Raw genomic sequence first — 23409 nt, forward strand, 5'->3', positions numbered from 1 at the left:
GCGGCAGGCCCTGGCGCGGTCAGCCCGGCAGCGCGAGCTGGAACACCGCCACTGCGCGCACCAGCTCTTGCGCCTGCTGATTCAGGCCTTGGGCCGACGCGGCCATTTCTTCGACCAGGGCAGCGTTTTGCTGGGTGGTTCGGTCCATGTGGGTAACTGCTTCGCCCACCTGGGCCACGCCCTGCGATTGCTCCTGGCTGGCGCTGCTGATTTTGCCCATGATGTCGGTCACGCGGCGGATGGCGGACACCACATCGGTCATGGTTTCGCCCGCCTGGTCTGCCAGTGCAGAGCCATGCTCCACGCGCGCCACGCTGTCGCTGATGAGGTTTTTGATTTCGCGGGCCGCTGCAGCGCTGCGCCCGGCCAGGCTGCGCACTTCGGAGGCCACTACGGCAAAGCCACGGCCTTGTTCACCGGCACGCGCGGCCTCGACAGCAGCGTTGAGCGCCAGGATGTTGGTCTGAAAAGCGATACCGTCAATCACGCCGATGATGTCGGCAATTTTGCGGCTGCTGGCGTTGATGCCCTGCATGGTGTCCACCACCTGCGTGACCACCTGGCCACCGTATTCGGCCACGCTGGATGCCTGCATGGCCAACTGGTTGGCTTGGCGGGCGTTGTCGGCGTTCTGGCCCACGGTGTCGCCCAGCTCTTGCATGGAGGCTGCGGTTTGCTCCAGTGCGCTGGCCTGTTGCTCGGTGCGGCTGGAGAGGTCGCCGTTGCCCTGGGCAATTTCAGCGCTGGACAAGGCCACCGACTGGGCGCTGTCACGCACACCGCCCACCACGCTGGAGAGCGAGGTTTGCATGTCTTGCAGCGCCATGAGCAGTGGAGAAAACTCATCGCGCACCGGGTCGTTCAGCGCCACGGTGAGGTCGCCATCGCGCACCCGCTCTGCCACTGTCTGGGCCGTGGCCACGCGCCGGCGCAAGGTGCCACCCAGGTGGTGGGTAAAAAAGACCAGCCCGGCCACGATGGCCAGCGCCAGTGCCATCAGCCATTGCAGGGTGCTTTGGGTGAGTTGGTGGATATCCGCAATGTCTTGCGACAAGGCTGTTTGCTGGTGCTCCAGTGTGTCGTGCAGCACGGTCAGCACTTGGTTGCGCACCGGAATGGTTTTGTCCACCAGGTAGGCAAATGCCGCGCCCGGGTCATCAGCGCCCAGCAGCGCGATGTTGGCATCGCCATGCTGCCAGAACGCGGCCATGAGGGGCAGGAGCTGGGCAAAGCGCTTTTGGGCGGCAGGCGTTTGCAAGGATTTTTCGTAGGTGGCCATCAGCTCGGCTATCAGCTTGCGTTTGGCGCTGATGTCATCGAGCGCTGCCTGGCGTTCCTGGTGGTTGCGCGCCAGCATGGCGTGGCGCAGTTGCAGCGATACGCGGGTGACGCTCAGCTCCAGCAGGCCGATGTGGGAGAGCTGGGGCACGCGCATGTCTTCAGTGCGGTGCGCCAGTTCGCTGACCTGGTGGAGTTGGGTGTAGGCCACGCCAGCCAGGGCGGCCAGGGCGATAGACAGTGCCAGGGCCAGAAGGTACAGGCGGCCCGACAGGCCACCCAGAAAAGTCGATTGCATGGAGGAAGAGGCTTTCTTGGAGCAGTGTGAGGGGCGTGGATGGGGTACATCCAGCCCAGGTTTCCCCGGTGTCGTGCGACGACTGCAAAGGCGCTGGCTTCCAGACCCCGCCAACGTGCGGCACCACCAAAAAACTCCTTGCCCGGGCGGTGGCTTGGGCAAGGAGTGCGATGCGGCGCAGTGTGGTGAGGACGGGGGGCAAGCCGTCAAGTCAGGCGTGGCGCAACAGGGGCGCCCGCAGGGTGGTGGGCAAATGGGTTACTTGGCGAGCAGTGCGTCAATGGCCTGCACGTCGGCTTCTTGCAGGGTGCCAGCGGCCTGGCGCAGTTTGAGCGTTCCCAGCAGCACGTTGTAACGCGCCTGGGCCAGATCGCGCTTGGTTTGGTAGAGCTGGCTTTGGGCGTTGAGCACATCGATGTTGATGCGCACGCCCACCTGGTAGCCCAGCTGGTTGGCTTCCAGCGCGCTCTGGCTGGAGGCTTCGGCGGCTTCCAGCGCTTTGACCTGGCCTTGGCCGGACTGCACGCCATAAAAGGCGGCACGGGTGGATTGCGCCACGGTGCGGCGCAGGTTCTCCAGATCGGCACGGGCTTTTTCTTCCAGCGCCAGGGTTTCCTTGATGCGGTTTTGCACCGCAAAACCCGCAAACAGCGGCACGTTCAAGGCCACGCCCACGCTGGCGCTGTTGGTGCGCGAGTTGATGCCTGGCGCACTCACGGTGCCGTTGGGCGAGCGCTGGATGTTGTAGCCCGCTTGCAGATCGACCGTGGGCAGGTGGCCGGTCTGGGCTTTTTTCGTTTCCAGTTGGGCCACGTCCAGCGCAATGCTGGCCTGGCGCACCAGCGGTTGAGCATCTTGCGCCTGTTGCACCCAGGTGGCCACGTCACCCGGCTGCACGGTGGGCAGCTGGAGCGGCTGGGCCAGCGGCAGGGGTTGGGTGCCGGTGCGGCCTACCAATTGGTCGAGGGCGAGTTTTTTCACCCGCAGATCGTTGTCGGCGGCGATTTCCTGGGCCACGACCAAGTCGTAGCGGGCCTGGGCCTCACGCGAATCGGTGACAGTGGAGGTGCCAACTTCAAAGTTGCGCTTGGCTGCCGCCAGTTGTTCGGATACGGCGGCTTTTTGCGCCTGCACAAAGGCCAGCGTGTCTTGTGCTGCCAGCACATCAAAGTAGCCCTGGCTGACGCGCACCAGCAGGTCTTGCGTGACGCCATCGAGCTGCGCCTGCGCTACGTCCACGCCCCGCAGCCCTTGTTGCAGCGTGATGCGGTTGGCCGGACGGTACAGCGGCTGGGTGGCGTTGATGCCCACGGTTTGCGTGGTCAGGCTGCGGTCGGCGGTGGGCGCGCTGATGCTGGTGTTGGCGCGCGACAGCCCCGCCGACAAAGCCGCGCTGGGCAGCAGGCCCGCGCGTGCCTGATCGGCGCGGCTGGTGGCGGCATCCAACTGGGCTTTGGCCGATTGCCAGGGCGCGTCGTAGCTGCGCGCGGACTCGACCAGTGCCATCAGGCTCTGGGCCTGGGCAGGAACAGCGAGAGCGGCGCCCAGCGCCAGGGGAAGAAGCCTCAGCAGGTGCATGGCAGTGTCTTTCAGGGAGGGTAGCGTTGTGGTCAGTAGCGTGGCACGCCGGGGTCGCGCTCGCAGGCCCAGGCGTCTATGCCCCCGGTGATGTTGGCCACGCGCGCAAAACCGTGGTGTTCCAGAAAAGCGGCCACCCGCAGACTGCGCATGCCGTGGTGGCACAAGCAGGCCACAGCGCGCTCGGGGTCCAGCGTGGCCAGTTGCTGGGGCACGCTGCCCATGGGCACAGCCAGCAATTCAAAGCCCTCTGGCGTGACACTGGCCGTTTGCAGCTCCCAGGGCTCGCGCACATCCAGCACCAGTGGCTGCTGGCCGGGTGCGGTCTCGGTAAACCAGGCAGCAAGCTCCTGGGGGCGGATGTGGGCAACCATGCAAGGCTCCTGCGTGTCAGAACTTGAAGGGCGATGGCTCTGCAAAGCCTGTCAGGCGCGGCGAGCTGGTGTCCCAGGGCTGGGTGGTTTCAAAACGGTTGCCGTGGCGCTGCACGATGGTCATGCGCATGATGGGGTCCAGGCCGACGATGGCAGCCAGGCGTCCGCCATCGTTGAGCTTGGCCAGCAGCGCTTGCGGCACCTCGGCCACCGAGCCACTGAGCACGATCACGTCAAACGGGCCTTCAGGCAGCGGATCTTGGGAGCCATCGGCCACGCGCACAGTGGCGTTGCCGATGCCAGCTCGCTGCAAGTTGGCCCGCGCAGCGTCGGCCAGTTCGGGCACGATTTCCAGCGACAGCACTTCCTTGGCGCGGTGTGCCAGCAAGGCCGCCATGTAGCCCGAGCCGGTGCCGATTTCAAGCACGCGCTCGTGCTTTTTCACTTGCAGGTCGTTGAGCAGGCGCGCTTCCACGCGGGGCGCCAGCATGCACTGGCCGGTGCGCACGCCTTCTTCGGGGGTGCCGCGCAGCGGGATTTCAATGTCCATGAAGGCCAGGCTGCGGTGGGCCGCAGGCACAAAATCTTCGCGGCGCACTTGGTGCAGCAGCTCCAGCACCTCAGGGTCGGAGACGTTCCAGGGGCGAATCTGCTGTTCGATCATGTTGTAGCGGGCGTGCGCTATCGGATCGTTGGTGTTGGCAGACGTGTTCAGGGGCATGTTCATGGGAAAAAATCTCCGGGAGAGGGCGGTTCAGGACAAGCCTTCGATTTTAGGACGGGCGGCAGTGCCTGAACCCAGGCAGCGGCGCGCCCAGCACGCCAGGTCGTCCATGTAGCAATACACCACCGGCACTACCACCAGCGTCAAGAGCGACGAGGTGATAACGCCGCCAATCACCGCCTGGCCCATGGGGGCGCGCTGCTCGGAGCCCTCGGTCATGGCAAAAGCCAGCGGCACCATCCCGAAGATCATGGCCAGCGTGGTCATCAAAATGGGGCGCAGGCGCACGCGTGCGGCCAGCAGCAGGGCGTCTACGCGCGCCAGGCCGGGCTGGTGCTGGCCGTGCGCGTCCACCTGGTCTTCGCGGGCGCGGATGGCAAAGTCCACCAGCAAGATAGCGTTTTTGGTGACCAGTCCCATCAGCATGACCACCCCAATGATGGAGAACATGGACAGCGCCGAGCCAAACATCATCAGCGCCAGCACCACGCCGATGAGCGTCAGCGGCAGCGCCGTCATCAGCGCCAGCGGCTGCACAAAGCTCTTGAACTGGCTGGCCAGGATCATGTAGATGAACACAATGGCCAGCACCAGCGCCGAGATGGCGTAGCCAAATGCCTCGGTCATGTTTTTGGTGGAGCCGCCAAACTGGTAGCGGTAGCCGGGGGCAAAAGCCACGCTGTCGAGGGCTTTGCGCAGGTCTGCCGATACGGCACCGGTAGAGCGCTGGTACACGTTGGCGCTGATGGCCACTTCGCGCGTCAGGTCGCGGCGGTTGATCTGGTTGGGGCCGCTGGAGGTGTGTACGCTGGCCACCTGGTTCAGGCGCACGGTGCGCGTGCTGCCATCCGCGGCGGTCAGGGCAAAGGGCAGGCGCTCCAGGTCTTGCACGCTGGTGCGGGCCTCGGGGGCCAAGCGCACGTTGACATCGTAGGTCTGGTCGTTGGGCGCGCGCCAGTTGCCCACGGTTTGCCCGGCAATCAAAGTGCGCAAGGCGTTGGCCATGGAGGCCACCGACAAGCCCAGGTCAGAGGCTGCATCGCGCCGCACGGCGACGGCAATCTCCGGCTTGTCGGCCTTGAGGCTGGAATCGAGATCGACCAGGCCCGGAATGGTGCGGATTTTGTCTTGCACCAGGTGCGTGAGGCGCTCCAACTCTTGCAAGTCAGGCCCTTGCAGCGAGAATTCGATCTGTTTTTGTCCGCCCACCGGGTCCAGCAGGCCCACATGCGTGACGGTGATGCCCGCAATCTGGCGCAGCCGCTCGCGCAGCACACCCGACATCTCATCCACACTGCGGCTGCGCGCTTTGCGATCCACCAGGCGCACGTAAATGCTGGCGTACATCTTGCCTTGCGCATTGCCGGTGTTCAGGGTGGCCAGCGTGTAGCGCACCTCGGGCAGCTCACGCACCAGGGCTTCCACCTGTTTGGCCTTGGCCTCAGTGGCTTCGATGGAGGAGCCTGCCGGGGTATAGAAATTGACCGTAGTTTCAGAAAAGTCGGCCTTGGGCACAAACTCGGTGCCCAGCAGCGGCACCATGAAAATGCTGGCGACAAAAATCGCCCCGGCCAGGGCCAGGGTGGCCAGCTTGTGTACCAGTGCCCAGCCCAGAATGCGCTGGTAGCCCTGGGCCAGCCGCTCGGTGCTGCGGTCAAACCAGCCGGTGATGCGGCCAATGGTCTTGTCGTAGAGCGTGGTCGGTGGCGCGTTCTGGCCGTGCGTGTGGATGCTGGGGTCGTGCCAGACACTGGAGAGCATGGGGTCCAGCGTGAAGCTGACGAACATCGAAATCAGCACCGCCGCCACGATGGTGATGCCGAACTCGTGAAAAAACTTGCCGATGATCCCGCCCATGAAGCCAATCGGCAAAAACACCGCCACGATGGACAGCGTGGTGGCCAACACGGCCAGGCCGATCTCTTGCGTGCCCTCCATCGCAGCCTGGTAGCTGCCTTTGCCCATTTGCACATGGCGCACGATGTTTTCGCGCACCACGATGGCATCGTCAATCAGCAGGCCCACGCACAGGCTCAGGGCCATCAGCGTGATCATGTTGATGGTGAAGCCGAACCAGTGCATGAACAAAAAGGTGCCGATGATGGAAATCGGCAGCGTCAGCCCCGTAATGACCGTGGAGCGCCACGAGTTCAAAAACAAAAACACGATCAGCACCGTGAGCAGCGCGCCCTCGATGAGCGTCTGGCGCACGTTGTCCACGGCCACACGGATGGGGCGGGCGCTGTCGCCAATGGTCTCCAGGCGAACTCCTGGCGGCAGCTCGGCGCGCAGCGCGGCCACGGCGGCGTTCAGGCCATCGACCACTTCGATGGTGTTCTCGCCCTGGGCCTTTTGCACCGACAGCAGCAGCGTGCGCTGGCCGTTGTACAGGGCCAGGCTCTCCACCTCTTGCGCGCCGTCTTGTACCCGCGCCAGTTGGGCCACACGCACGGGAGCGCCGTTTTTGCGCGCCACAATGATCTGACCGAAGTCTTCGGGGCGCTGCATGCGCGCGTCGATCTGCACCACCCGCTCTTGCGCCAGCGAGCGCACGGCGCCCAGGGGCAAGTCCTGGTTTTCGGTGCGCACGGCCTGCGCCACCTGCTCGGGCGTGATGCCAAAGGCTTCCAGCGCCTGCGGGTTCAGGTAGATGTTGATTTCGCGCTGGGTGGCGCCCACCAGGTTCACGGCGCCCACGCCGCGCACGTTTTCCAGGCGTTTTTTCAGCGTTTGTTCGGCCCAGCTGCTCAGTGCCACGGCGGACGGTGCCGCGTTGGCTCCAGCGCCCGCCTCCGGCAGCACGGCCAGCGACCACACGGCACGGCTGGCCGGGTCAAAGCGCAGCACGCGCGGCTCTTTGACCTCATCGCGCAGCAGGGGGCGCACGCCAGCCACTTTTTCGCGCACATCTTCTGCCGCTTTGCGCCCGTCGATGTGCAACTGGAATTCGATGATGACCACCGCGCTGCCTTCGTAGCTGCGCGAGGTCAGGGCATTGATGCCGGCAATCGAGTTGACGGCCTCTTCGATTTTTTTGGTGACTTCGCTTTCGACGATTTCAGGCGATGCCCCGGGGTACTCGGCAGTGACCACGACGACGGGGAAGTCGATTTCCGGAAACTGATCTACCTTCAGGCGCTGGTACGAGAACACGCCCAGCACCACAAAGGCGAGCATCACCATGGTGGCGAACACCGGGTTCTTCAGACTGACTTGGGTGAACCACATGGGTGGGGGTGTCCGTGCGCTCAGGGCTTGGCTGGGGAGGGGGCGGCGGGTGCCAGGCGCAGCGCGGTGCCTTGCGGCAGCACCCCCACGCGCCCGGCCAGTACCAGGGCGCCTTCGGGTACGCCGTCCACGGCCACCAGCATCTGGCCGTCGGTCAGGCTGCGCACCCCCGTTTGCACGCGGTGGTGGGCTACGCGGCCCTGGTCAGCCACTTGCACGTAGGGGGCGGGCTGGTCGGTGCGCACCGAATCCAGCGGCACCACCAGGGGCTCTGCGGTGCCGGTCTGGATGCTGCCTTGCACGAACAGGCCCTGGCGCAGGGCATCGGGGCTGGCGTTTTGGGCGGGTTGGAGGGCCAGGTACACCGGCACGGCCCGGCTGCCCGTCTGGGCGCTGGGGTTGATGCGCACCACCGTGGCCGTCAGGGCGTCGCTGCGCCCCTCCATGTGCAGGAGGGCGCTCTGGCCGACGCGCACGGCCACAGAGTCGGCAGGCGCCAGCAGTGCTTCGACTTCCATGCGCGATAAATCCACCACTTCCAGAATCCGGGTATCTATGGCCACACGCTCGCCGTTTTGCACCAGCCGCTGCGCCACCTGGCCGTTGATGGGGCTGCGCAACACGGTATCCAACAGCGATTTGCGGGCTACGTCGGCAGCGGCCACCGCCGCCTGGTGCGACGACTGCGCCGCCTGCAAGCTGGCCTCCGAGGTTTGCAGTGCGGTGCGCGAGATAAAGCCCTGCGCCACCAGCGCGCGGTTGTTGTCGAACTGGCGCTGGCTGATATCGACCTGCGCGCGGGCCGCGTCGGCCTGCTGCTGTGCCTGGCGCAGGCGGGCCTGCATCTCGGTGGCTTCGATGCGCGCCACCTCCTGGCCTGCGCGCACGCTGTCGCCTTCGCGCAGGCCCAGGCCTTGCAGCTCCCCGGCCACGCGCGCTTTGATGGTGGCCGACTGCACCGCGTGCAATGCCCCCGTCACGGGAACGTTCAGGGCCAGTGCCTGGCGGCGCACAGGCCACACTTCATCGGCAGCGATGTCCATCACCACCGCGGCGCTGTGTGTGGCAGCGGTTTCCAGGGCTTTTTGTTGGGATTGCCGCGCTTGCAGCGTGCGCCACAGTGTGGCGCCCAGAAGGGCTACCACCACCACCGCCACCACCCAAGGCAACCAGCGTTTGCGCTGCGTCATGCGTTCTCCGATGGGGTGGCGGGGGAGGGCGCTGCTGGCGCCGTGCCAGACTGGCACAGGCCGTACAACAGGGTGTTGATCTGGGTTTCCAGGTACGCCTGCGGCGCCATCAGGATTTCTTGGGGCATGCAGGCTTCCTCAGAGTGCTTGGCCATCATCAGAAAAATCATGGGTGACAGCACCGCGTACACCGCGTAATCGAGGTTGAGGGCACGAAACTCGCCCCGATCCACCCCGCGTTGCAGGATGCGCCGGATCAGCTGTTGGCCCTGTGCCACCACCTCGCGCTGGTAGAACTGGGTGATCTGCGGAAAATTACACGCCTCGCACAGCATCAGCTTGGTAATGCCCGAGGCGCGGGTGGCACCAATGCGCTCCCACCAGACGGTGTAGCAGTAGCGCAACATGTCGGCGGTGCTGCCCTGGAATTGATCGACCTCGGCATTCCACTCGGGAAAACGCCCGGCAAGGTTCTCGCGCACCACGGCCTTGAACAGCTCTTCCTTGCTGGGAAAGTACAAAAACAGCGTGCCCTTGGAGACGCCTGCGCGTGCTGCCACATCATCGACACGCGTGGCGGCGTAACCTTTTTCGACGAACAAATCCAGGGCGGCGTCCAGCAACTCGCCCGGGCGCGCCTCTTTGCGGCGCTCGCGCCGGGACGCGGGAGGGGCCGTGAAGGAGTGTGAATCGGGGGGCATGGGGTGAAGATGATTACTGACTGACCGGTTAGTAATGTACCCATCCCCCTGGATGGCGTCAATTCATAATCGCGCACACCCGCTTGTATCCTGGCGCTTCATCTTCCATCCAAGGAGACTTTTCATGCAACTGCAAACCATCACCCTCGGCGGAGGCTGTTTTTGGTGCACAGAGGCCGTGTTTGACCGCGTGCGCGGCGTCACGGATGTGCAAAGTGGCTACGCCAACGGCCATGTTTTGAACCCCACCTACGAGCAAGTGTGCAGCGGCACCACCGGCCACAACGAGGTGGTGCGCGTGACGTTTGACCCCGCGGTCATCAGCGTGCGAGAGATTCTGGAGATTTTCTTTGGCACCCATGACCCCACCACGCCCAACCGCCAGGGCAACGATGTGGGCACGCAATACCGCAGCGGCATTTACTTTCACACGCCCGAGCAAGAAAAGGTGGCCCACGAGCTGATCCAGCACATGGTGCAAGCGCAGTGGTTCGATGCCCCCGTGGTCACTGAGGTGGTGCCGGTGGCCCATTTTTCGCCCGCAGAGCCCTACCACCACGACTACTACGCGCGCAATCCGCAGCAAGGTTATTGCGCCGCCGTGGTCGGCCCCAAGGTGAACAAATTCCGCAAGACATTTACCCGCTTTTTGAAGCCCGATTGAGGTTGGGTCTATTTTTTTGATAGCCAAAATGGCTGTGGCGCCCGCCAATCGGGCGCTATACGCTATGATTTTTGAATCTGATCTGGAGAAAATTTGCCATGCGCCGTCTGCTGACCCTTCTGGCCTTTGCCGCTTTGTGTGCCCCTTTGGCGCAGGCCCAGGTGCATTCCGACCAGGAAACCAAGGCTGATATCGAACGCCACCGCGCCATGGCCGCCGCCCACACCGCAGCGGCGCAGTGCCTGGAGTCTGGCAAAGACGCCCAGCAGTGCATGAAAGAGTTGCAAGCCGCCTGCAAAAACCTGGCCATCGGCAAATACTGCGGCATGAAGCACGCGCACTGACCGCGTTTGCCCGTTTTTTCGCCCGCCAGTCCGTACCCATTCCCGTGATGCCCGCCCACAGCACCCGTTCCACCGCAGCACAGCGGGGCCGGGCCGTGGGCCGCAGGGCCAGCGCCGTGTGGTGGTCGGTCTGGCTGGTGCTGGCGCTGGTATTGGCGCCCGCTTTGGGCCAGATGCACCGCGCCGTGCATGGCGATGCGGCGCCAGCGCTGTCTGCCCACAGCGTCCACGGCGGCCCGCACGCTGCGCCGGGCGACCAGACCTCCTGGGTGGCTGCGCTTTTTTCTGGCCACCACCTGGTCGATTGCCAGTTACTCGACCAGCTCACCCTGGGCGATGTACCCCGCAGCGCGCCTGCGCTGGCACATGCAGCGCCCGCCACCGCGCCCCCCGCTGGCCCGCCCGCGCATTTCAGTGCGCGGCGCACCGCCGCCTTCCAGGCCCGCGCCCCGCCGCTGGCCATGGGCTGGGGCGCGCCCCCCGCGCCCAGCCACACCTGAGCACCCGAGCATGGCCAGCGCTGCGTTTGCAGCGTGGCCTGTAGTGGCTGCTGCGCCAGGTAATAACTCCTTTTTTGATAGCTGCTAGCGCTTATCCCGTAAGCGCTGGAGCCGTTTTTTATCCTTTATCCATGCCCCGCATGGGGGCGGCCTGCGCACGCTGATGCGCCAGCGCCGCCCGTGTTTTTTCAATGCACACCATGATTTCCATTTTTCACCGTACAGGCCCGATCGACCAGCACCTGGCTGACGTCTCCACCGCCCGCTCCAAGCCCCTGCCACGGCGCCAGCCCCAGGCCTTGCGCCCGCTGCCGCTGGCCGTGGCGCTGCTGCTCACCACCTGGGGCCAGGCACAGGCCCAGCAGGCGCCCGCCGGGGCGCCAGTAGCCACCGCAGCGCTGTCTGAAGTCACCGTTTCGGCCAGCGGCCTGCAACACGGCAGCAGCGACATGGCCACCCCCGTGAGCGTGCTCGAAGGCGATGCGCTGGTGCGCCAGCGCGAAGCCACCCTGGGCGAAACACTCACCAGCGAGCCCGGCATCACCTCCAGCCACTTTGGCGCGGGTGCCAGCCGCCCCATCATCCGGGGCATGGATGGCCCGCGCGTGAAGGTGCTGTCCGACGGCGCCGAGCTGCACGACGCCTCCACCATCAGCCCCGACCACGCCGTGGCCGCCGAGCCCCTGCTGGCCACGCAGATCGAGGTGCTGCGCGGCCCCTCGGCGCTGGCCTATGGCGGCGCTGCGGTGGGCGGTGTGGTCAACGTGCTCGATGGCAAAGTGCCCACCGCCGTTCCTGACAAGGGCATAGAAGGCAGCGCCGAGCTGCGCGCCAACAGCGGCGCCCGTGAGGGGGCAGGCGCCTTTGCACTGACCGGCGGGGCGGGCAACATCGCCATCCACGTCGAAGGCGCCAAGCGCAACGCCAGCGACTACCGCGTGGGCGGCGGCTGGCTGCACGAGGGCCACGCCGAGCGCAAAGTGCCCGGCAGCTTCAACCGCACCGACAGCGCCAGCCTGGGCCTGTCGTGGGTGGGCAGCCAGGGCTACCTGGGCGTGGCCTACACACGCCAGAACGCCGAATACGGCCTGCCCGGCCACAGCCACAGCTTTGACGGCTGCCACACCCACGGCGCCCAATTGCACTGCGGCACCCACGGCCCCCAGATGCAGGACGGGCACGACGACCACGACCATGACCACGACGAAGCCCACGGCGCCGTGCCCGTGGTGGATTTGCGCAGCAAACGCCTGGATGTGCGCGGCGAGCTGCGCAACCCGTTCGCTGGTTTCTCCGCCCTGCGCCTGCGCGCGGGCCACACCGACTACGCGCACGATGAAATCGAGGAAGGTGCCGTCTCCACCACGTTCAAGAACAAGGCCTACGACGCCCGCCTGGAGCTGCAACACGAACCCGTGGCCGGTTTCAAGGGGCTGATCGGCCTGCAAACCTCGCAGCGCAAGTTCAGTGCGGTGGGCGAGGAGGCTTATGTGCAGCCCACCGTCACGCGCAAAACGGGCTTGTTCCTGCTGGAGGAATACCGCTGGGGCGACTGGCGTTTTGAAGGCGCCCTGCGCCACGACCGCCAGACCGCCGAGGCGCAAACCAGCGGCATCGAGCGCAGCCACCACGGCACCTCGGCATCGCTGGGCGCGGTGTGGAAGTTCCAGCCCGGCTATGCGCTGGGTGCGTCTTTCACCCGCGCCAGCCGCGCCCCGTCGGCAGAAGAGCTGTATGCGCGCGGCCTGCACATGGCCACCAGCACCTACGAGCGCGGCAATGCCGATTTGCGCGCCGAAACCTCGCAAAACATCGACCTGAGCCTGCGCAAGACCAGCGGCGACACCACGTTTGGCGTCAGCGTGTTCCGCAACCGCATCAGCAACTACATCTATGGCCGCACGCTCGATGAACTCGATGGCCTGCAATTGCTGCAATACGCGCAGCAGGACGCCACCTTCACCGGCATCGAAGGCCAGGTGCGCCAGCGCCTGACGCGCCACATCGGCCTGACCTTGTTCGGCGACGTGGTGCGCGCGCGCCTGGCGGGCGGCGGCTTGCTGCCGCGCATTCCCGCCGCCCGGGCGGGCCTGCGCCTGGATGCGAACTGGAATGCGTGGGAGGGGCAGGTTGAATGGGTGCAAGTGGCCCGCCAGACCCGTGTGGCGGAGTTCGAGAGCACCACACCGGGCTACGGCATGCTCAACCTGGGCATCAGCTACAGCGGCCAGATGAACGCCACCCCGTGGCAGCTCTACCTCAAGGCCCACAACCTGACCGACCGGCTGGCCTACGCGCACACCTCGTTCATCAAGAATGCGGCGCCTTTGATGGGGCGCAACATCACCGTGGGCGTGCGCGTCGCGTTTTGATGCCCGGCCTTTGGATGAAGGCTTAAAAAGCCTTCAAACGCAATGCTGGTGAGCGCTTTCAGCTATCAAAACAGGAGTTGCTACGACAGTGCTTGCAGCAGCTCGGTTTCGATCTGGATCTGGTGGGCGTTGCTTTGCAGCTCGGGGCCCTGGATGAGGAAGGTGTCTTCCACCCGCTCGCCCAGGGTGCTGACCTTGGCCAGCTGCACGCTCAGGTGGTGCTGGGCCAGCACGCGCGCCACCAGGTAGAGCAGGCCCGCGCGGTCGCTGGCAGAAATGCCCAGTAGCCAGCGCTGGGCTTTTTCATCGGGGCGCAGCGTCACGCGCGGCGCCATCGGAAAGCTTTTGGCGCGCCGCGACAGGCGCCGGTGCCCCGGCTCGGGCAGCGCACCGCCTTCTTCGATGGCGCGCGCCAGGTCGCTTTCGACCATGTGCGTCAGTTCGCGGTAGTGCCCGGGCAGCGTGGTGGTGGTGACCTGGAAGGTGTCGAGCGCGTAGCCGTTGGCGGCGGTGTGTACGCGCGCGTCCAGGATGCTGAAGCCCGCGCGGTCGAAGTAGCCGCAGATGCGCGCAAACAGGTCGGGCTGGTCGGCGGCATAGACCACCACCTGCAAGCCTTCGCCCGCCAGCGATTGGCGTGCGCGCACCACAGGCCGTGCGCTGCCCACGTGGCGCGAGAGGTGGCGCGTGTGCCAGGCGATATCGGCGGCCTCGTGGCGCATGAAATAGCTCACGTCCAGCGTGGCCCAGAGTGGTTTGTGCGCTTCAAAGGGCTGGGCCATCAAGGCCAGCAGCACCAGCGCTTCGCGTTTGCGCGCTTCGATCTCGGCAGCGGCATCGGGGGCGCGCCCGCCCAGCGTGCGCAGCGTGGCGCGGTACAGGTCTTCCAGCAGCTTGCCTTTCCAGGCGTTCCAGACCTTGGGGCTGGTGCCGCGAATATCGGCCACCGTGAGCAGGTACAGCGCGGTGAGTTGGCGCTCGTTGCCCACGCGCTGGGCAAAGGCGCCAATCACGTCGGGGTCGCTCAAATCCTGCTTTTGCGCCACCTGGCTCATGGTCAGGTGCTCGCGCACCAGAAACTCGATGAGCTGGGCGTCTTCGCGGGCCACGCCGTGCTGGCGGCAAAAGCGCCGTGCCACCACGGCGCCGATTTCCGAGTGGTCGCCGCCCCGGCCCTTGCCAATATCGTGGAACAGCGCGGCCACGTACAGCGTCCAGGGCTTGTTCCAGCCAGCGGCCAGCTGTGAGCAGAACGGGTATTCATGCGCGTGGTCGGCCATGAAAAAGCGCCGCACATTGCGCAGCACCATCAGGATGTGCTGATCGACCGTATAGACGTGGAACAGGTCGTGCTGCATCTGCCCGACGATGCGCCGGAACGGCCACAGGTAGCGCCCCAGCACCGAGGTCTGGTTCATCAGCCGCATGGCGTGGGTGATGCCTTCGGGCTGTTGCAGGATGCGCAAAAAAGCCGCCCGGTTGACCGGGTCGCGCCGGAAGGCCCCATCCATCACGCTGCGCGCCCGGTACAGCGCGCGCAGCGTGCGCGCCGACAGGTGCTGCAAGCCCGCCGAGGTCTGGTAGAGCAAAAAAGTTTCGAGGATGGCGTGTGGGTCGCGCTGGTAGAGGTCGTCGCTGGCGATCTCGATCATGCCGGCCTTGTCCAGAAAGCGCGCGTTGATGGGGCGCGGCGCGCAGTCCGACGGGTTGAGCCGCTCTTCGATGTTGAGCAGCAGGATTTGGCACAGCTGGGTGACGGCTTTGGCGGCCCAGTAGTAGCGGCGCATCAGGGTTTCGCTGGCGCGCAGGGGCAGGCCGCTGCCGTCGGGGGCCTCGGAGCGGTAGCCAAACGATTCGGCCACGGCGGTTTGCAAGTCAAACACCAGCCGGTCTTCGCGCCGCCCGGCAATGGCGTGCAATCGTGCGCGCACCAAAGAGAGCAGGGCTTCGTTGCGTACCAGCTGGCGCAGCTCGAACGGGGTGGCCAGGCCGCTGCGGGCCAGCTCGTGCCAGCTGTTGCCCAACCCTGCGGCGCGCGCCACCCAGAGCACGGTTTGCAGGTCACGCAGGCTGCCGGGTGACTCTTTGCAGTTGGGCTCCAGCGCGTAGGGGGTGTTGTCGTACTTGTTGTGGCGCTGGCGCATCTCCAGCGTTTTGGCGATCAGGAAGGCTTTGGGGTCGAGGTGGGCGCGGTACTGTGCCTGGAACTCGGCAAACAAGGCGGCATTGCCGTGCAGCAGCCGCGCCTCCAGCAGCGAGGTTTGCACCGTCACGTCCTGCGCCGCCTCACTGGTGCATTCGGCCACGGTGCGCACACTGGAGCCGATGTCCAGCCCCACATCCCAGCAGCTGCTGATGAAGGATTCGATGGCCTGGCGCTGGGTTTCGGCCATGTCGCTGCCAGGCAAGAGCAGCAGCACGTCCACATCGGAATGCGGAAACAGCTCGCCCCGGCCAAAGCCGCCCACGGCCACCAGGGCCATGGAGTCGGGCAGGGCAGCGCGCTGCCACAGCTGGGTGAGCAGGTTGCCCGCAATCTGCGCCAGCGTGCGCAAATGGGAGTGAATGCCGCGCGTGGAGGCTTGCGAGGCGGCCAGCAGGGCCAGCAGCGCGGCTTTGTCGCGGCGGTAGGTGTCGCGCAGGGCTTGCAGTTCGGTCATGGCGTTTTATCCGGGAAGAGAAGCAACAGGCGCCACGCTACGCAAGAAACGTGCAAGCGCCGCAGGTGCGGCGCTGCGCGCAGGCGCGCTCAGGTGGTGGTGGCGTGGACGAAATCGGGCAGCGCCGGGTAGCCCGCCGACAGCGTCAGCACCTCGTAGCCCGTGGGCGTGACCAGCACGGTGTGCTCCCACTGCGCCGACAGGCTGCGGTCTTTGGTGATGATGGTCCAGCCGTCGTTGCCCAACTCTTTGATCTCGCGGCGGCCCACGTTGAGCATGGGCTCGATGGTGAAAATCATGCCGGGCTTGAGTTCTTCGAGGGTGCCGGGGCGGCCGTAATGCAGCACCTGGGGCTCTTCGTGGAAGTTTTTGCCAATGCCGTGGCCGCAAAACTCGCGCACCACCGACAGGCCGTGGCTCTCGGCAAACTTTTGGATGGCGTGGCCAATATCGCCCAGCTTGGCACCGGGCTTGACTTGCAAGATGCCGTGCCACATGGCCTCGTAGGTCAGGGCGCACAGGCGCTTGGCGGCCACCGAGCACTCGCCGATCAGGTACATGCGGCTGCTGTCGCCGTACCAGCCGTCCTGGGTGATGACGGTGACATCCACGTTGACGATGTCGCCTTTTTTCAGGGGCTTGTCGTTGGGAATGCCGTGGCACACCACATGGTTGACCGAGGTACACAGCGAGGCCGGGTAGGGCGGGTAGCCCGGTGGCTGGTAGCCCACGGTGGCCGAGCGCGTGCCCTGGCGGGCCATGCATTCGGCGCCGAGGCGGTCGATTTCGAGGGTGGTGATGCCGGGTTGAATGTGCGGTGCGATGTAGTCCAGCACTTCAGAAGCGAGGCGGCAGGCTTCGCGCATGGCGGCGATGTCGGCTGCCGTTTTGATGGTGATGCTCATGCGTCCAATTATCCCATCGCACCGGCTTTCTTGCCCCTGGCCGGTAAAATGCCGCGCTTGCCCCGTGCCTGCGCTGGCCTTTGGCACAGCAGCGCCGCCGCCGGTTCTGCCCGCTTTCCCCCACTGCGATTTTTCCGCTTTTCCCTCTCCACCCAACCAGGCCGCCAACGTGACCTTGCACATGACCACGCTTGCGGGCGCCAACGCCCTCAGCCCCTTTCGCGCCCAGCAACTCCTGCCTGCGTTGCAGGCCATCCACCCCAAAATTGCGTCGATTGCCGCACGCTTTGTCCACCTGGTGGCCCAGGATGCAGCGCCCACGCCCGATCAGCACGCGCGCCTGTCGGCTCTGCTGACCTACGGCGAGCCCTACGCTGGCCCCACCGAGGGCGCTGCCATCGTCGTCACGCCGCGTTGGGGCACAGTGTCGCCCTGGGCCTCCAAGGCCACCGACATTGCGCGCAACTGCGGCCTGCACATCCACCGCGTCGAGCGCGTGACCGAATACCGCGTGCAGCTGCAGTCGGGCCTGCTGAGCAAGCCCACCTTGAGCGCCGAGCAGCTGCAACAAGTGGCCGCGTTGTTGCACGACCGCATGACCGAATCGGTGCTGTTCGACCTGACAGGCGCCCAGGCCCTGTTCACCGAACTGCCCGCGCAGCCCATGGAGCACGTCGATGTGCTGGGCGGTGGCCGCGCTGCGCTGGTAGCCGCCAACACCCAGTGGGGCCTGGCCCTGGCCGAGGATGAAATCGACTACCTCGCCCATGCCTTCCAGTCGCTGGGGCGCAACCCCACCGACGTGGAGCTGATGATGTTTGCGCAGGCCAACAGCGAGCACTGCCGCCACAAAATCTTCAATGCCCAGTTCACCATCGATGGCGCAGTGCAAGACAAAAGCCTGTTCGCCATGATCCGCAACACCCACCAGCTGGCGCCCCAGCACACGGTGGTGGCCTACTCGGACAACGCCTCCATCATGGAAGGCAGCGCGGTCGAACGGTTTGTAGCCAAAATGGCCTCTGGCGCCCATGCGTCGGGCGCTAGCAGCTATCAAAAAGAGAGCGCAACCCACCATGTGCTGATGAAGGTGGAAACACACAACCACCCCACAGCGATTTCGCCCTTTCCTGGCGCCAGCACCGGCGCGGGCGGCGAGATCCGCGATGAGGGCGCCACCGGGCGCGGCTCTAAGCCCAAGGCGGGGCTGACGGGCTTTACGGTGTCCAAGCTCTGGGGCGGTGCCTCGGATCAAGAGGGCGGCAAGCCCGGCCACATCGCCAGCCCGCTGCAAATCATGACGGAAGGCCCGCTGGGCGGCGCTGCCTTCAACAACGAGTTTGGCCGTCCCAACCTGGCCGGTTACTTCCGCGAATACGAGCAGGAAGTGGCCGGTGTGCAGCGTGGCTACCACAAGCCCATCATGATCGCCGGTGGCCTGGGCGTGATCGACGCTGCGCAGACGCAAAAGGTGCTGTTCCCGGCGGGCTCGCTGCTGATCCAGCTGGGTGGCCCCGGCATGCGCATCGGCATGGGCGGCAGCGCCGCCAGCTCCATGGCCACTGGCCAGAACGCCGCTGAACTCGACTTTGACTCGGTGCAGCGCGGCAACCCCGAAATCGAGCGCCGGGCGCAAGAAGTCATCAACCACTGCTGGGCGCAGGGCGCGGGCAACCCGATTCTGGCCATCCACGACGTGGGCGCGGGCGGCCTCTCCAACGCCTTCCCCGAGCTGACCAATGACGCGGGCCGGGGCGCCCGCTTTGACCTGCGCGCCGTGCAGCTCGAAGAATCGGGCCTGTCGCCCAAAGAAATCTGGAGCAACGAAAGCCAGGAGCGCTACGTGCTGGCCATTGCGCCCGAATCGCTGGCGCTGTTCACGGCGTTTTGCGAGCGCGAGCGCTGCCCGTTTGCCGTGATCGGCACTGCCACCGAAGAACGCCAGCTGGTGCTGCACGACCCGGCAGCCACCGACGACGACCAGAAGCTGCCCGTGGACATGCCCATGTCGGTGCTGCTGGGCAAGCCGCCCAAAATGCACCGCGATGTGCAGACCGTAGCGCGCCCATTCACGCCCATGGACTTGACCGGCGTGGCCCTGCAACAGGCGGTGATTGACGTGCTGAGCCACCCCACCGTGGCCTCCAAGCGCTTTCTCATCACCATTGGCGACCGCGCCGTGGGCGGCCTGACACACCGCGACCAGATGGTTGGCCCCTGGCAGGTGCCCGTGGCCGATGTGGCCGTGACGTTGGCCGACTTCCAAGGCTTTGCCGGTGAAGCCATGGCCATGGGCGAGCGCACACCGCTGGCCGCGCTCAACGCCCCGGCCTCGGGCCGCATGGCGGTGGCAGAAAGCATCACCAACCTGCTGGCGGCGCCGATTGAGCTGCCGCGCGTCAAGCTGTCGGCCAACTGGATGGCCGCGTGCGGCGAACCCGGCGAAGACGCCGCCCTGTACGAGACCGTCAAAGCGGTGGGCATGGAGCTGTGCCCCGCGCTGGGCATTTCGATTCCGGTCGGCAAGGACAGCCTGTCCATGCGCACGCAGTGGAACGATGGTGGCGTGGCCAAAAAGGTCGTCTCGCCCGTCAGCCTGGTGGTCACGGCCTTTGCCACGCTGGCGGACGTGCGCGGCACCCTGACGCCGCAGCTCAACGCCACCGAAGACGACACCACGCTGGTGCTGATTGACTTGGGGCACGGCCAAAGCCGCATGGGCGGCAGCATCCTGGGCCAGGTGCTGAACCAGGCAGGCGATGCCGCCCCCGACCTGGACGACGCGCAAGACCTGAAAAACCTCGTCAACGCCATCAACGCCCTGCGCGCGCAAGGCCACATCCTGGCCTACCACGACCGCAGCGACGGCGGCCTGTTGGCTGCTGTGGCCGAAATGGCCTTTGCCGGCCATGTGGGCGTGGCGCTGAACGTGGACATGCTCGTCACCGAAGGCGACGGCATCAGCGACAGCCGCATGGAAACCGGCGACGCCAAAAACTGGGCACAGCAGGTCAGCGCGCGGCGCGAAGAACTCACGCTCAAGGCGCTGTTCAACGAAGAGCTGGGCGTGGTGCTGCAAGTGCGCACCGAACAGCGCAACGCCGTCATGCAAACGCTGCGCGAGCACGGCTTGTCCAAATTCAGCCACTTTGTCGGCAAAACCCGCCCGCAAAGCTCCAGCATGGATGCGGGCAAGGGCCAGCTCTCCATCTGGCGCGATGCCAAGCAAGTGTTCAGCGCCGAGCTGGCTGACCTGCACCAGGTCTGGGACAGCGTGAGCTGGAAGATTTGCCAGCAGCGCGACAACCCCGCCTGCGCCGATGCCGAACACGCCGCCGCCGGTGCCCCGCAAGACCCCGGCATGCACGTTCACCTGACGTTTGATCCGGCAGACAACGTGGCCGCGCCCTTCCTGAACCTGGCGCGCCCCAAAGTGGCGGTGCTGCGCGAGCAGGGCGTGAACTCGCACGTCGAAATGGCCTACGCCTTCACCGAAGCCGGTTTTGAGGCCTACGACGTCCACATGACCGACCTGCAAACGGGCCGCGTCCAACTGCAAGACTTCCAGGGCGTGGTGGCCTGCGGCGGCTTCAGCTACGGCGACACGCTGGGCGCGGGCATTGGCTGGGCGCGCTCCATCACCTTCAACCCGGTGCTGGCGGCGCAGTTCCAGGGCTTTTTTGCCCGCCAGGACACCTTTGGTCTGGGCGTGTGCAACGGCTGCCAGATGTTTGCCGAGCTGGCCGACATCATCCCCGGCGCGCAAGACTGGCCGCGCTTCACCACCAACCAGAGCGAGCGCTTCGAGGCGCGCCTGTCCATGGTCGAGGTGCTGGAGTCACCCAGCCTGTTCTTGCAAGGCATGGCGGGCAGCCGCCTGCCGATTGCCGTGGCGCACGGCGAGGGCTACGCCAACTTCAAACACCGGGGCAACGCGGCGCAGGTGATTGGCGCCATGCGCTTTGTCGATAACACCGGCGCGGCCACCGAGCAGTACCCGTTCAACCCCAACGGCAGCGCGGGTGGCCTCACCGCCGTGACCACTGCTGACGGCCGCTTCACCGCCATGATGCCGCACCCCGAGCGCGTGTTCCGCAACATCCAGATGAGCTGGACAGACGTGGGCGCCAGCGGTGGTCAGGCTGCCCTCAGCCCCTGGATGCACCTCTGGCGCAACGCGCGCAAGTGGGTAGGTTGATCAGGATTTGCTCCTGAAATAAGAGCTGCTGGCGCTTACTGTGCAAGGGCTGGCAGCCTTTTTTGTTCGAAAGTTAAGCGGCTTTTTTGCGTCACAAAGTCATCTGGATGCGCTGAAATGAGCGAACAACCCGCCTCCCTCACGCCCCCGCCCCAGGGCTACGCCTCGCTGCTTGCCGACATCAAGCTGCGCGTGCGCCAAGCCCAGGTGCGGGCCATGCTGTCGGTCAACGCGGAGCTGATTCGCCTGTATTGGGGCATTGGCCAGACCATTCATGAGCGTCAGCAGCAAGAAGGCTGGGGCGCGGGCGTGATTCCCCGGCTGGCGCGGGATTTGCACAATGAGTTGCCCGAGGAGAAGGGGTTTTCCGAGCGCAACATCAAGCGGATGCTGGCGTTTTACCGGGAGTACGCCCAATTGGAGTGGGGGCCACAGCCTGTGGCACCAACTCCGCCTATACCAAAAGTGCCACAGGCTGTGGCACTTTTTACGGTCGAACTGATTTTGGCCTTGCCTTGGGGGCACCACGCGGAGCTGATGGCCAAGGTCAAAGACCACGCCACACGCCGCTGGTACATGCAGGCGGCGCTGGAGCATGGCTGGAGCCGCCATGTTTTGCTGATGCAGATCGAAACGGCTGCCCACCAACGCCATGGGCGCGCGGCCAGCAACTTTGCGCTGCGCCTGCCCAAGCCCGAATCCGATCTGGTGCAGCAGACGCTCAAAGACCCGTACTTGTTTGATTTTTTGACGCTCTCCGACCCGTTTCACGAACGCGAACTGGAAACTGGGCTGATGGCGCACCTAGAAAAATTTTTGCTCGAATTGGGGCAGGGTTTTGCATTTGTCGGGCGCCAGTACCACTTGGATATTGGTGACCAGGATTTCTACATCGACCTGCTGTTCTATCACCTGAAGCTGCGCTGCTACGTGGTGATTGAGCTCAAGCGAGGCGACTTTAAGCCCGAGTACGCAGGCAAGATGAGTTTTTATTGCAGCGTGGTCGATGACCTGCTGCGCCACCCCAGTGACCAGCCGACCGTGGGCCTGATTCTGTGCCAGCAGCCCAACCGTGTGCTGGCCGAGTACGCTTTGCGCGGTGTCGAAAAGCCGATTGGCGTTTCCAGCTACGAGCTGACACGCGCCTTGCCGCAGGATTTGCAAACCAGCCTGCCCAGCATTGAGCAAATCGAGAGTGAACTGGGTGGACTTGAGCCATGAGTTGCGTGGCGCACCATGGACAGACCACCGGGATCACTTTGTTCCATTCCCGAAATTAGCTATCAAAAACATAGCTTCTTGCGCTTGCTGTATAAGCGCCAGAAGCTATTTTTGTTTGTTTTTTTGCAAGGAGCCACCCCATGGCCGGAGCCAGTTTGCTGACCCTGTTGGACGACATTGCCGCCATCCTCGACGATGTGGCCTTGATGACCAAAGTGGCCGCGAAGAAAAGCGTGGCCATGGCCGACGATGTGTCGGTGATGACCAAGGTGGCGGCGCAAAAAACCGCTGGCGTGCTGGGTGACGATTTGGCACTCAACGCCCAGCAGGTGGCCGGTGTGCGCGCCGAGCGTGAAATCCCGGTGGTCTGGGCGGTGGCCAAGGGCTCGTTCATCAACAAGCTGATTTTGGTGCCGCTGGCGCTGCTCATCAGCGCCTTTGCGCCCTGGGCGGTAACGCCCCTCTTGATGGTGGGCGGTGCCTTTTTGTGCTTTGAAGGCTGCGAAAAACTGGCGCACCAATTTCTGCACAGCCCCCACGAGGCCGAGGCCCAGCACGAAAGCCACGTCCTGGCCAACGCCAACCCGGCGCTGGATTTGGTGGCTTTCGAGAAAGACAAGATCAAAGGCGCGGTGCGCACCGATTTCATCTTGTCGGCAGAAATCATTGCCATCACCTTGGGTACGGTGGCTACGGCGGCGTTTGCCCAGCAGGTGGCGGTGCTGTCGGGCATTGCCATCATCATGACCGTGGGCGTCTATGGGCTGGTGGCGGGCATCGTCAAGCTCGATGACCTGGGCCTGTGGCTCAGTGGCAAGGCCAGCGCAGCGGCGCAGGGCCTGGGGCGTGCCATTGTGGCTGCGGCGCCCTGGCTGATGAAGGGCTTGTCGGTGGCGGGCACGGCGGCTATGTTTTTGGTGGGTGGGGGCATCCTGGTACACGGCGTGCCGCTGTTGCACCACGCGGTAGAGGCCGCTGGCGGGGCCGCAGGCGCCTGGCCGGTGGGTGCGCTGTGGCAGGTGCTGGTGCCCAACCTGCTCAATGCGCTGGTGGGCTTGGTGGCCGGCGCGCTGGTGCTGGCCGTGGTCACGCTGGGCCAGCGGTTGCGCCGCTGAACGGGGCTGCCCAAGGGCAGACCAGGGGGCGCTGGGATCGCCGTTGGCGGGATTTGGCG

16 protein-coding genes are annotated in these 23409 nt (G+C 65.2%); 7 read left to right on the forward strand and 9 right to left on the reverse strand.

The window, feature by feature from the left end; translation table 11 throughout:
• Positions 1-19: 19 nt before the first annotated feature.
• From EV674_RS08720 to EV674_RS08750, 7 genes are all read right to left on the reverse strand, one after another.
• A complete protein-coding gene (locus EV674_RS08720; protein ID WP_119013127.1) occupies positions 20-1576 on the reverse strand; it encodes a methyl-accepting chemotaxis protein in 1557 nt (518 codons plus the stop codon).
• A 258-nt stretch (positions 1577-1834) separates the two neighbouring features.
• Positions 1835-3154: a TolC family outer membrane protein gene (locus EV674_RS08725; RefSeq protein WP_119013126.1), complete on the reverse strand. Its 1320-nt coding sequence runs from the start codon at positions 3152-3154 to the stop codon at positions 1835-1837.
• A gap of 32 nt (positions 3155-3186) precedes the next feature.
• Positions 3187-3528, reverse strand: a complete 342-nt coding sequence (locus tag EV674_RS08730; protein WP_119013125.1) for a rhodanese-like domain-containing protein — start codon at positions 3526-3528, stop codon at positions 3187-3189.
• Between the two features lie 16 nt (positions 3529-3544).
• Entirely contained in the window at positions 3545-4255 is a 711-nt protein-coding gene (locus tag EV674_RS08735; protein ID WP_119013124.1) for a protein-L-isoaspartate O-methyltransferase family protein, read from the reverse strand.
• A 27-nt stretch (positions 4256-4282) separates the two neighbouring features.
• Positions 4283-7480, reverse strand: coding sequence for an efflux RND transporter permease subunit (locus EV674_RS08740; RefSeq protein WP_119013123.1), 3198 nt, complete (start codon positions 7478-7480; stop codon positions 4283-4285).
• A 20-nt stretch (positions 7481-7500) separates the two neighbouring features.
• Complete coding sequence (locus EV674_RS08745; protein ID WP_119013122.1) at positions 7501-8670, reverse strand: efflux RND transporter periplasmic adaptor subunit; 1170 nt, start codon at positions 8668-8670, stop codon at positions 7501-7503.
• Positions 8667-9371: a TetR/AcrR family transcriptional regulator gene (locus EV674_RS08750; RefSeq protein WP_119013121.1), complete on the reverse strand. Its 705-nt coding sequence runs from the start codon at positions 9369-9371 to the stop codon at positions 8667-8669. Before EV674_RS08750 ends, EV674_RS08745 begins: the two co-directional genes overlap by 4 nt.
• 124 nt (positions 9372-9495) lie before the next feature.
• Between EV674_RS08750 and msrA the strand changes: the two genes are divergently transcribed.
• From msrA to EV674_RS08770, 4 genes are all read left to right on the forward strand, one after another.
• Complete coding sequence (gene msrA / locus EV674_RS08755) at positions 9496-10035, forward strand: peptide-methionine (S)-S-oxide reductase MsrA (RefSeq protein WP_119013120.1); 540 nt, start codon at positions 9496-9498, stop codon at positions 10033-10035.
• Between the two features lie 98 nt (positions 10036-10133).
• Positions 10134-10379, forward strand: coding sequence for a hypothetical protein (locus EV674_RS08760; RefSeq protein ID WP_119013119.1), 246 nt, complete (start codon positions 10134-10136; stop codon positions 10377-10379).
• A gap of 47 nt (positions 10380-10426) precedes the next feature.
• The gene (locus EV674_RS08765; protein ID WP_241524925.1) at positions 10427-10879 is read left to right on the forward strand and encodes a hypothetical protein; all 453 of its coding nucleotides are present in this window, start codon (positions 10427-10429) and stop codon (positions 10877-10879) included.
• A gap of 200 nt (positions 10880-11079) precedes the next feature.
• A complete protein-coding gene (locus EV674_RS08770; RefSeq protein ID WP_119013180.1) occupies positions 11080-13251 on the forward strand; it encodes a TonB-dependent receptor domain-containing protein in 2172 nt (723 codons plus the stop codon).
• A gap of 80 nt (positions 13252-13331) precedes the next feature.
• On the opposite strand, the gene EV674_RS08775 is transcribed toward EV674_RS08770, so the two are convergent.
• Positions 13332-15911: a [protein-PII] uridylyltransferase gene (locus tag EV674_RS08775; RefSeq protein WP_119013118.1), complete on the reverse strand. Its 2580-nt coding sequence runs from the start codon at positions 15909-15911 to the stop codon at positions 13332-13334.
• 89 nt (positions 15912-16000) lie between these two features.
• Entirely contained in the window at positions 16001-16816 is an 816-nt protein-coding gene (map, locus tag EV674_RS08780; protein ID WP_119013117.1) for a type I methionyl aminopeptidase, read from the reverse strand.
• Positions 16817-16985: 169 nt separating this feature from the next.
• Between map and purL the strand changes: the two genes are divergently transcribed.
• The 3 genes from purL to EV674_RS08795 all read left to right on the forward strand — a co-directional run bounded on the left by purL (position 16986) and on the right by EV674_RS08795 (position 23350).
• Positions 16986-21014 carry a phosphoribosylformylglycinamidine synthase gene (gene purL, locus EV674_RS08785; protein WP_119013179.1) on the forward strand — a complete coding sequence of 1343 codons (4029 nt, stop codon included), beginning with the start codon at positions 16986-16988 and terminating at the stop codon, positions 21012-21014.
• A gap of 117 nt (positions 21015-21131) precedes the next feature.
• Positions 21132-22235, forward strand: coding sequence for a PDDEXK nuclease domain-containing protein (locus EV674_RS08790; RefSeq protein WP_119013116.1), 1104 nt, complete (start codon positions 21132-21134; stop codon positions 22233-22235).
• A 140-nt stretch (positions 22236-22375) separates the two neighbouring features.
• Positions 22376-23350: a DUF808 domain-containing protein gene (locus tag EV674_RS08795; protein ID WP_119013115.1), complete on the forward strand. Its 975-nt coding sequence runs from the start codon at positions 22376-22378 to the stop codon at positions 23348-23350.
• Positions 23351-23409: the final 59 nt, after the last annotated feature.

This window comes from Simplicispira metamorpha (assembly GCF_004341365.1).
GTDB lineage: Bacteria > Pseudomonadota > Gammaproteobacteria > Burkholderiales > Burkholderiaceae_C > Simplicispira > Simplicispira metamorpha.

Bases quoted from the DNA above. Each gene is read 5' to 3' on its own strand.
- EV674_RS08750 (WP_119013121.1), bottom strand. From the start codon at position 9,371: ATGCCCCCCGATTCACACTCCTTCACGGCCCCTCCCGCGTCCCGGCGC.
- EV674_RS08795 (WP_119013115.1), top strand. From the start codon at position 22,376: ATGGCCGGAGCCAGTTTGCTGACCCTGTTGGACGACATTGCCGCCATC.
- msrA (WP_119013120.1), top strand. From the start codon at position 9,496: ATGCAACTGCAAACCATCACCCTCGGCGGAGGCTGTTTTTGGTGCACA.
- EV674_RS08725 (WP_119013126.1), bottom strand. From the start codon at position 3,154: ATGCACCTGCTGAGGCTTCTTCCCCTGGCGCTGGGCGCCGCTCTCGCT.
- EV674_RS08745 (WP_119013122.1), bottom strand. From the start codon at position 8,670: ATGACGCAGCGCAAACGCTGGTTGCCTTGGGTGGTGGCGGTGGTGGTG.
- EV674_RS08735 (WP_119013124.1), bottom strand. From the start codon at position 4,255: ATGAACATGCCCCTGAACACGTCTGCCAACACCAACGATCCGATAGCG.
- EV674_RS08720 (WP_119013127.1), bottom strand. From the start codon at position 1,576: ATGCAATCGACTTTTCTGGGTGGCCTGTCGGGCCGCCTGTACCTTCTG.
- EV674_RS08730 (WP_119013125.1), bottom strand. From the start codon at position 3,528: ATGGTTGCCCACATCCGCCCCCAGGAGCTTGCTGCCTGGTTTACCGAG.
- EV674_RS08740 (WP_119013123.1), bottom strand. From the start codon at position 7,480: ATGTGGTTCACCCAAGTCAGTCTGAAGAACCCGGTGTTCGCCACCATG.
- EV674_RS08770 (WP_119013180.1), top strand. From the start codon at position 11,080: ATGATTTCCATTTTTCACCGTACAGGCCCGATCGACCAGCACCTGGCT.
- EV674_RS08760 (WP_119013119.1), top strand. From the start codon at position 10,134: ATGCGCCGTCTGCTGACCCTTCTGGCCTTTGCCGCTTTGTGTGCCCCT.
- EV674_RS08775 (WP_119013118.1), bottom strand. From the start codon at position 15,911: ATGACCGAACTGCAAGCCCTGCGCGACACCTACCGCCGCGACAAAGCC.
- EV674_RS08790 (WP_119013116.1), top strand. From the start codon at position 21,132: ATGAGCGAACAACCCGCCTCCCTCACGCCCCCGCCCCAGGGCTACGCC.
- map (WP_119013117.1), bottom strand. From the start codon at position 16,816: ATGAGCATCACCATCAAAACGGCAGCCGACATCGCCGCCATGCGCGAA.
- EV674_RS08765 (WP_241524925.1), top strand. From the start codon at position 10,427: ATGCCCGCCCACAGCACCCGTTCCACCGCAGCACAGCGGGGCCGGGCC.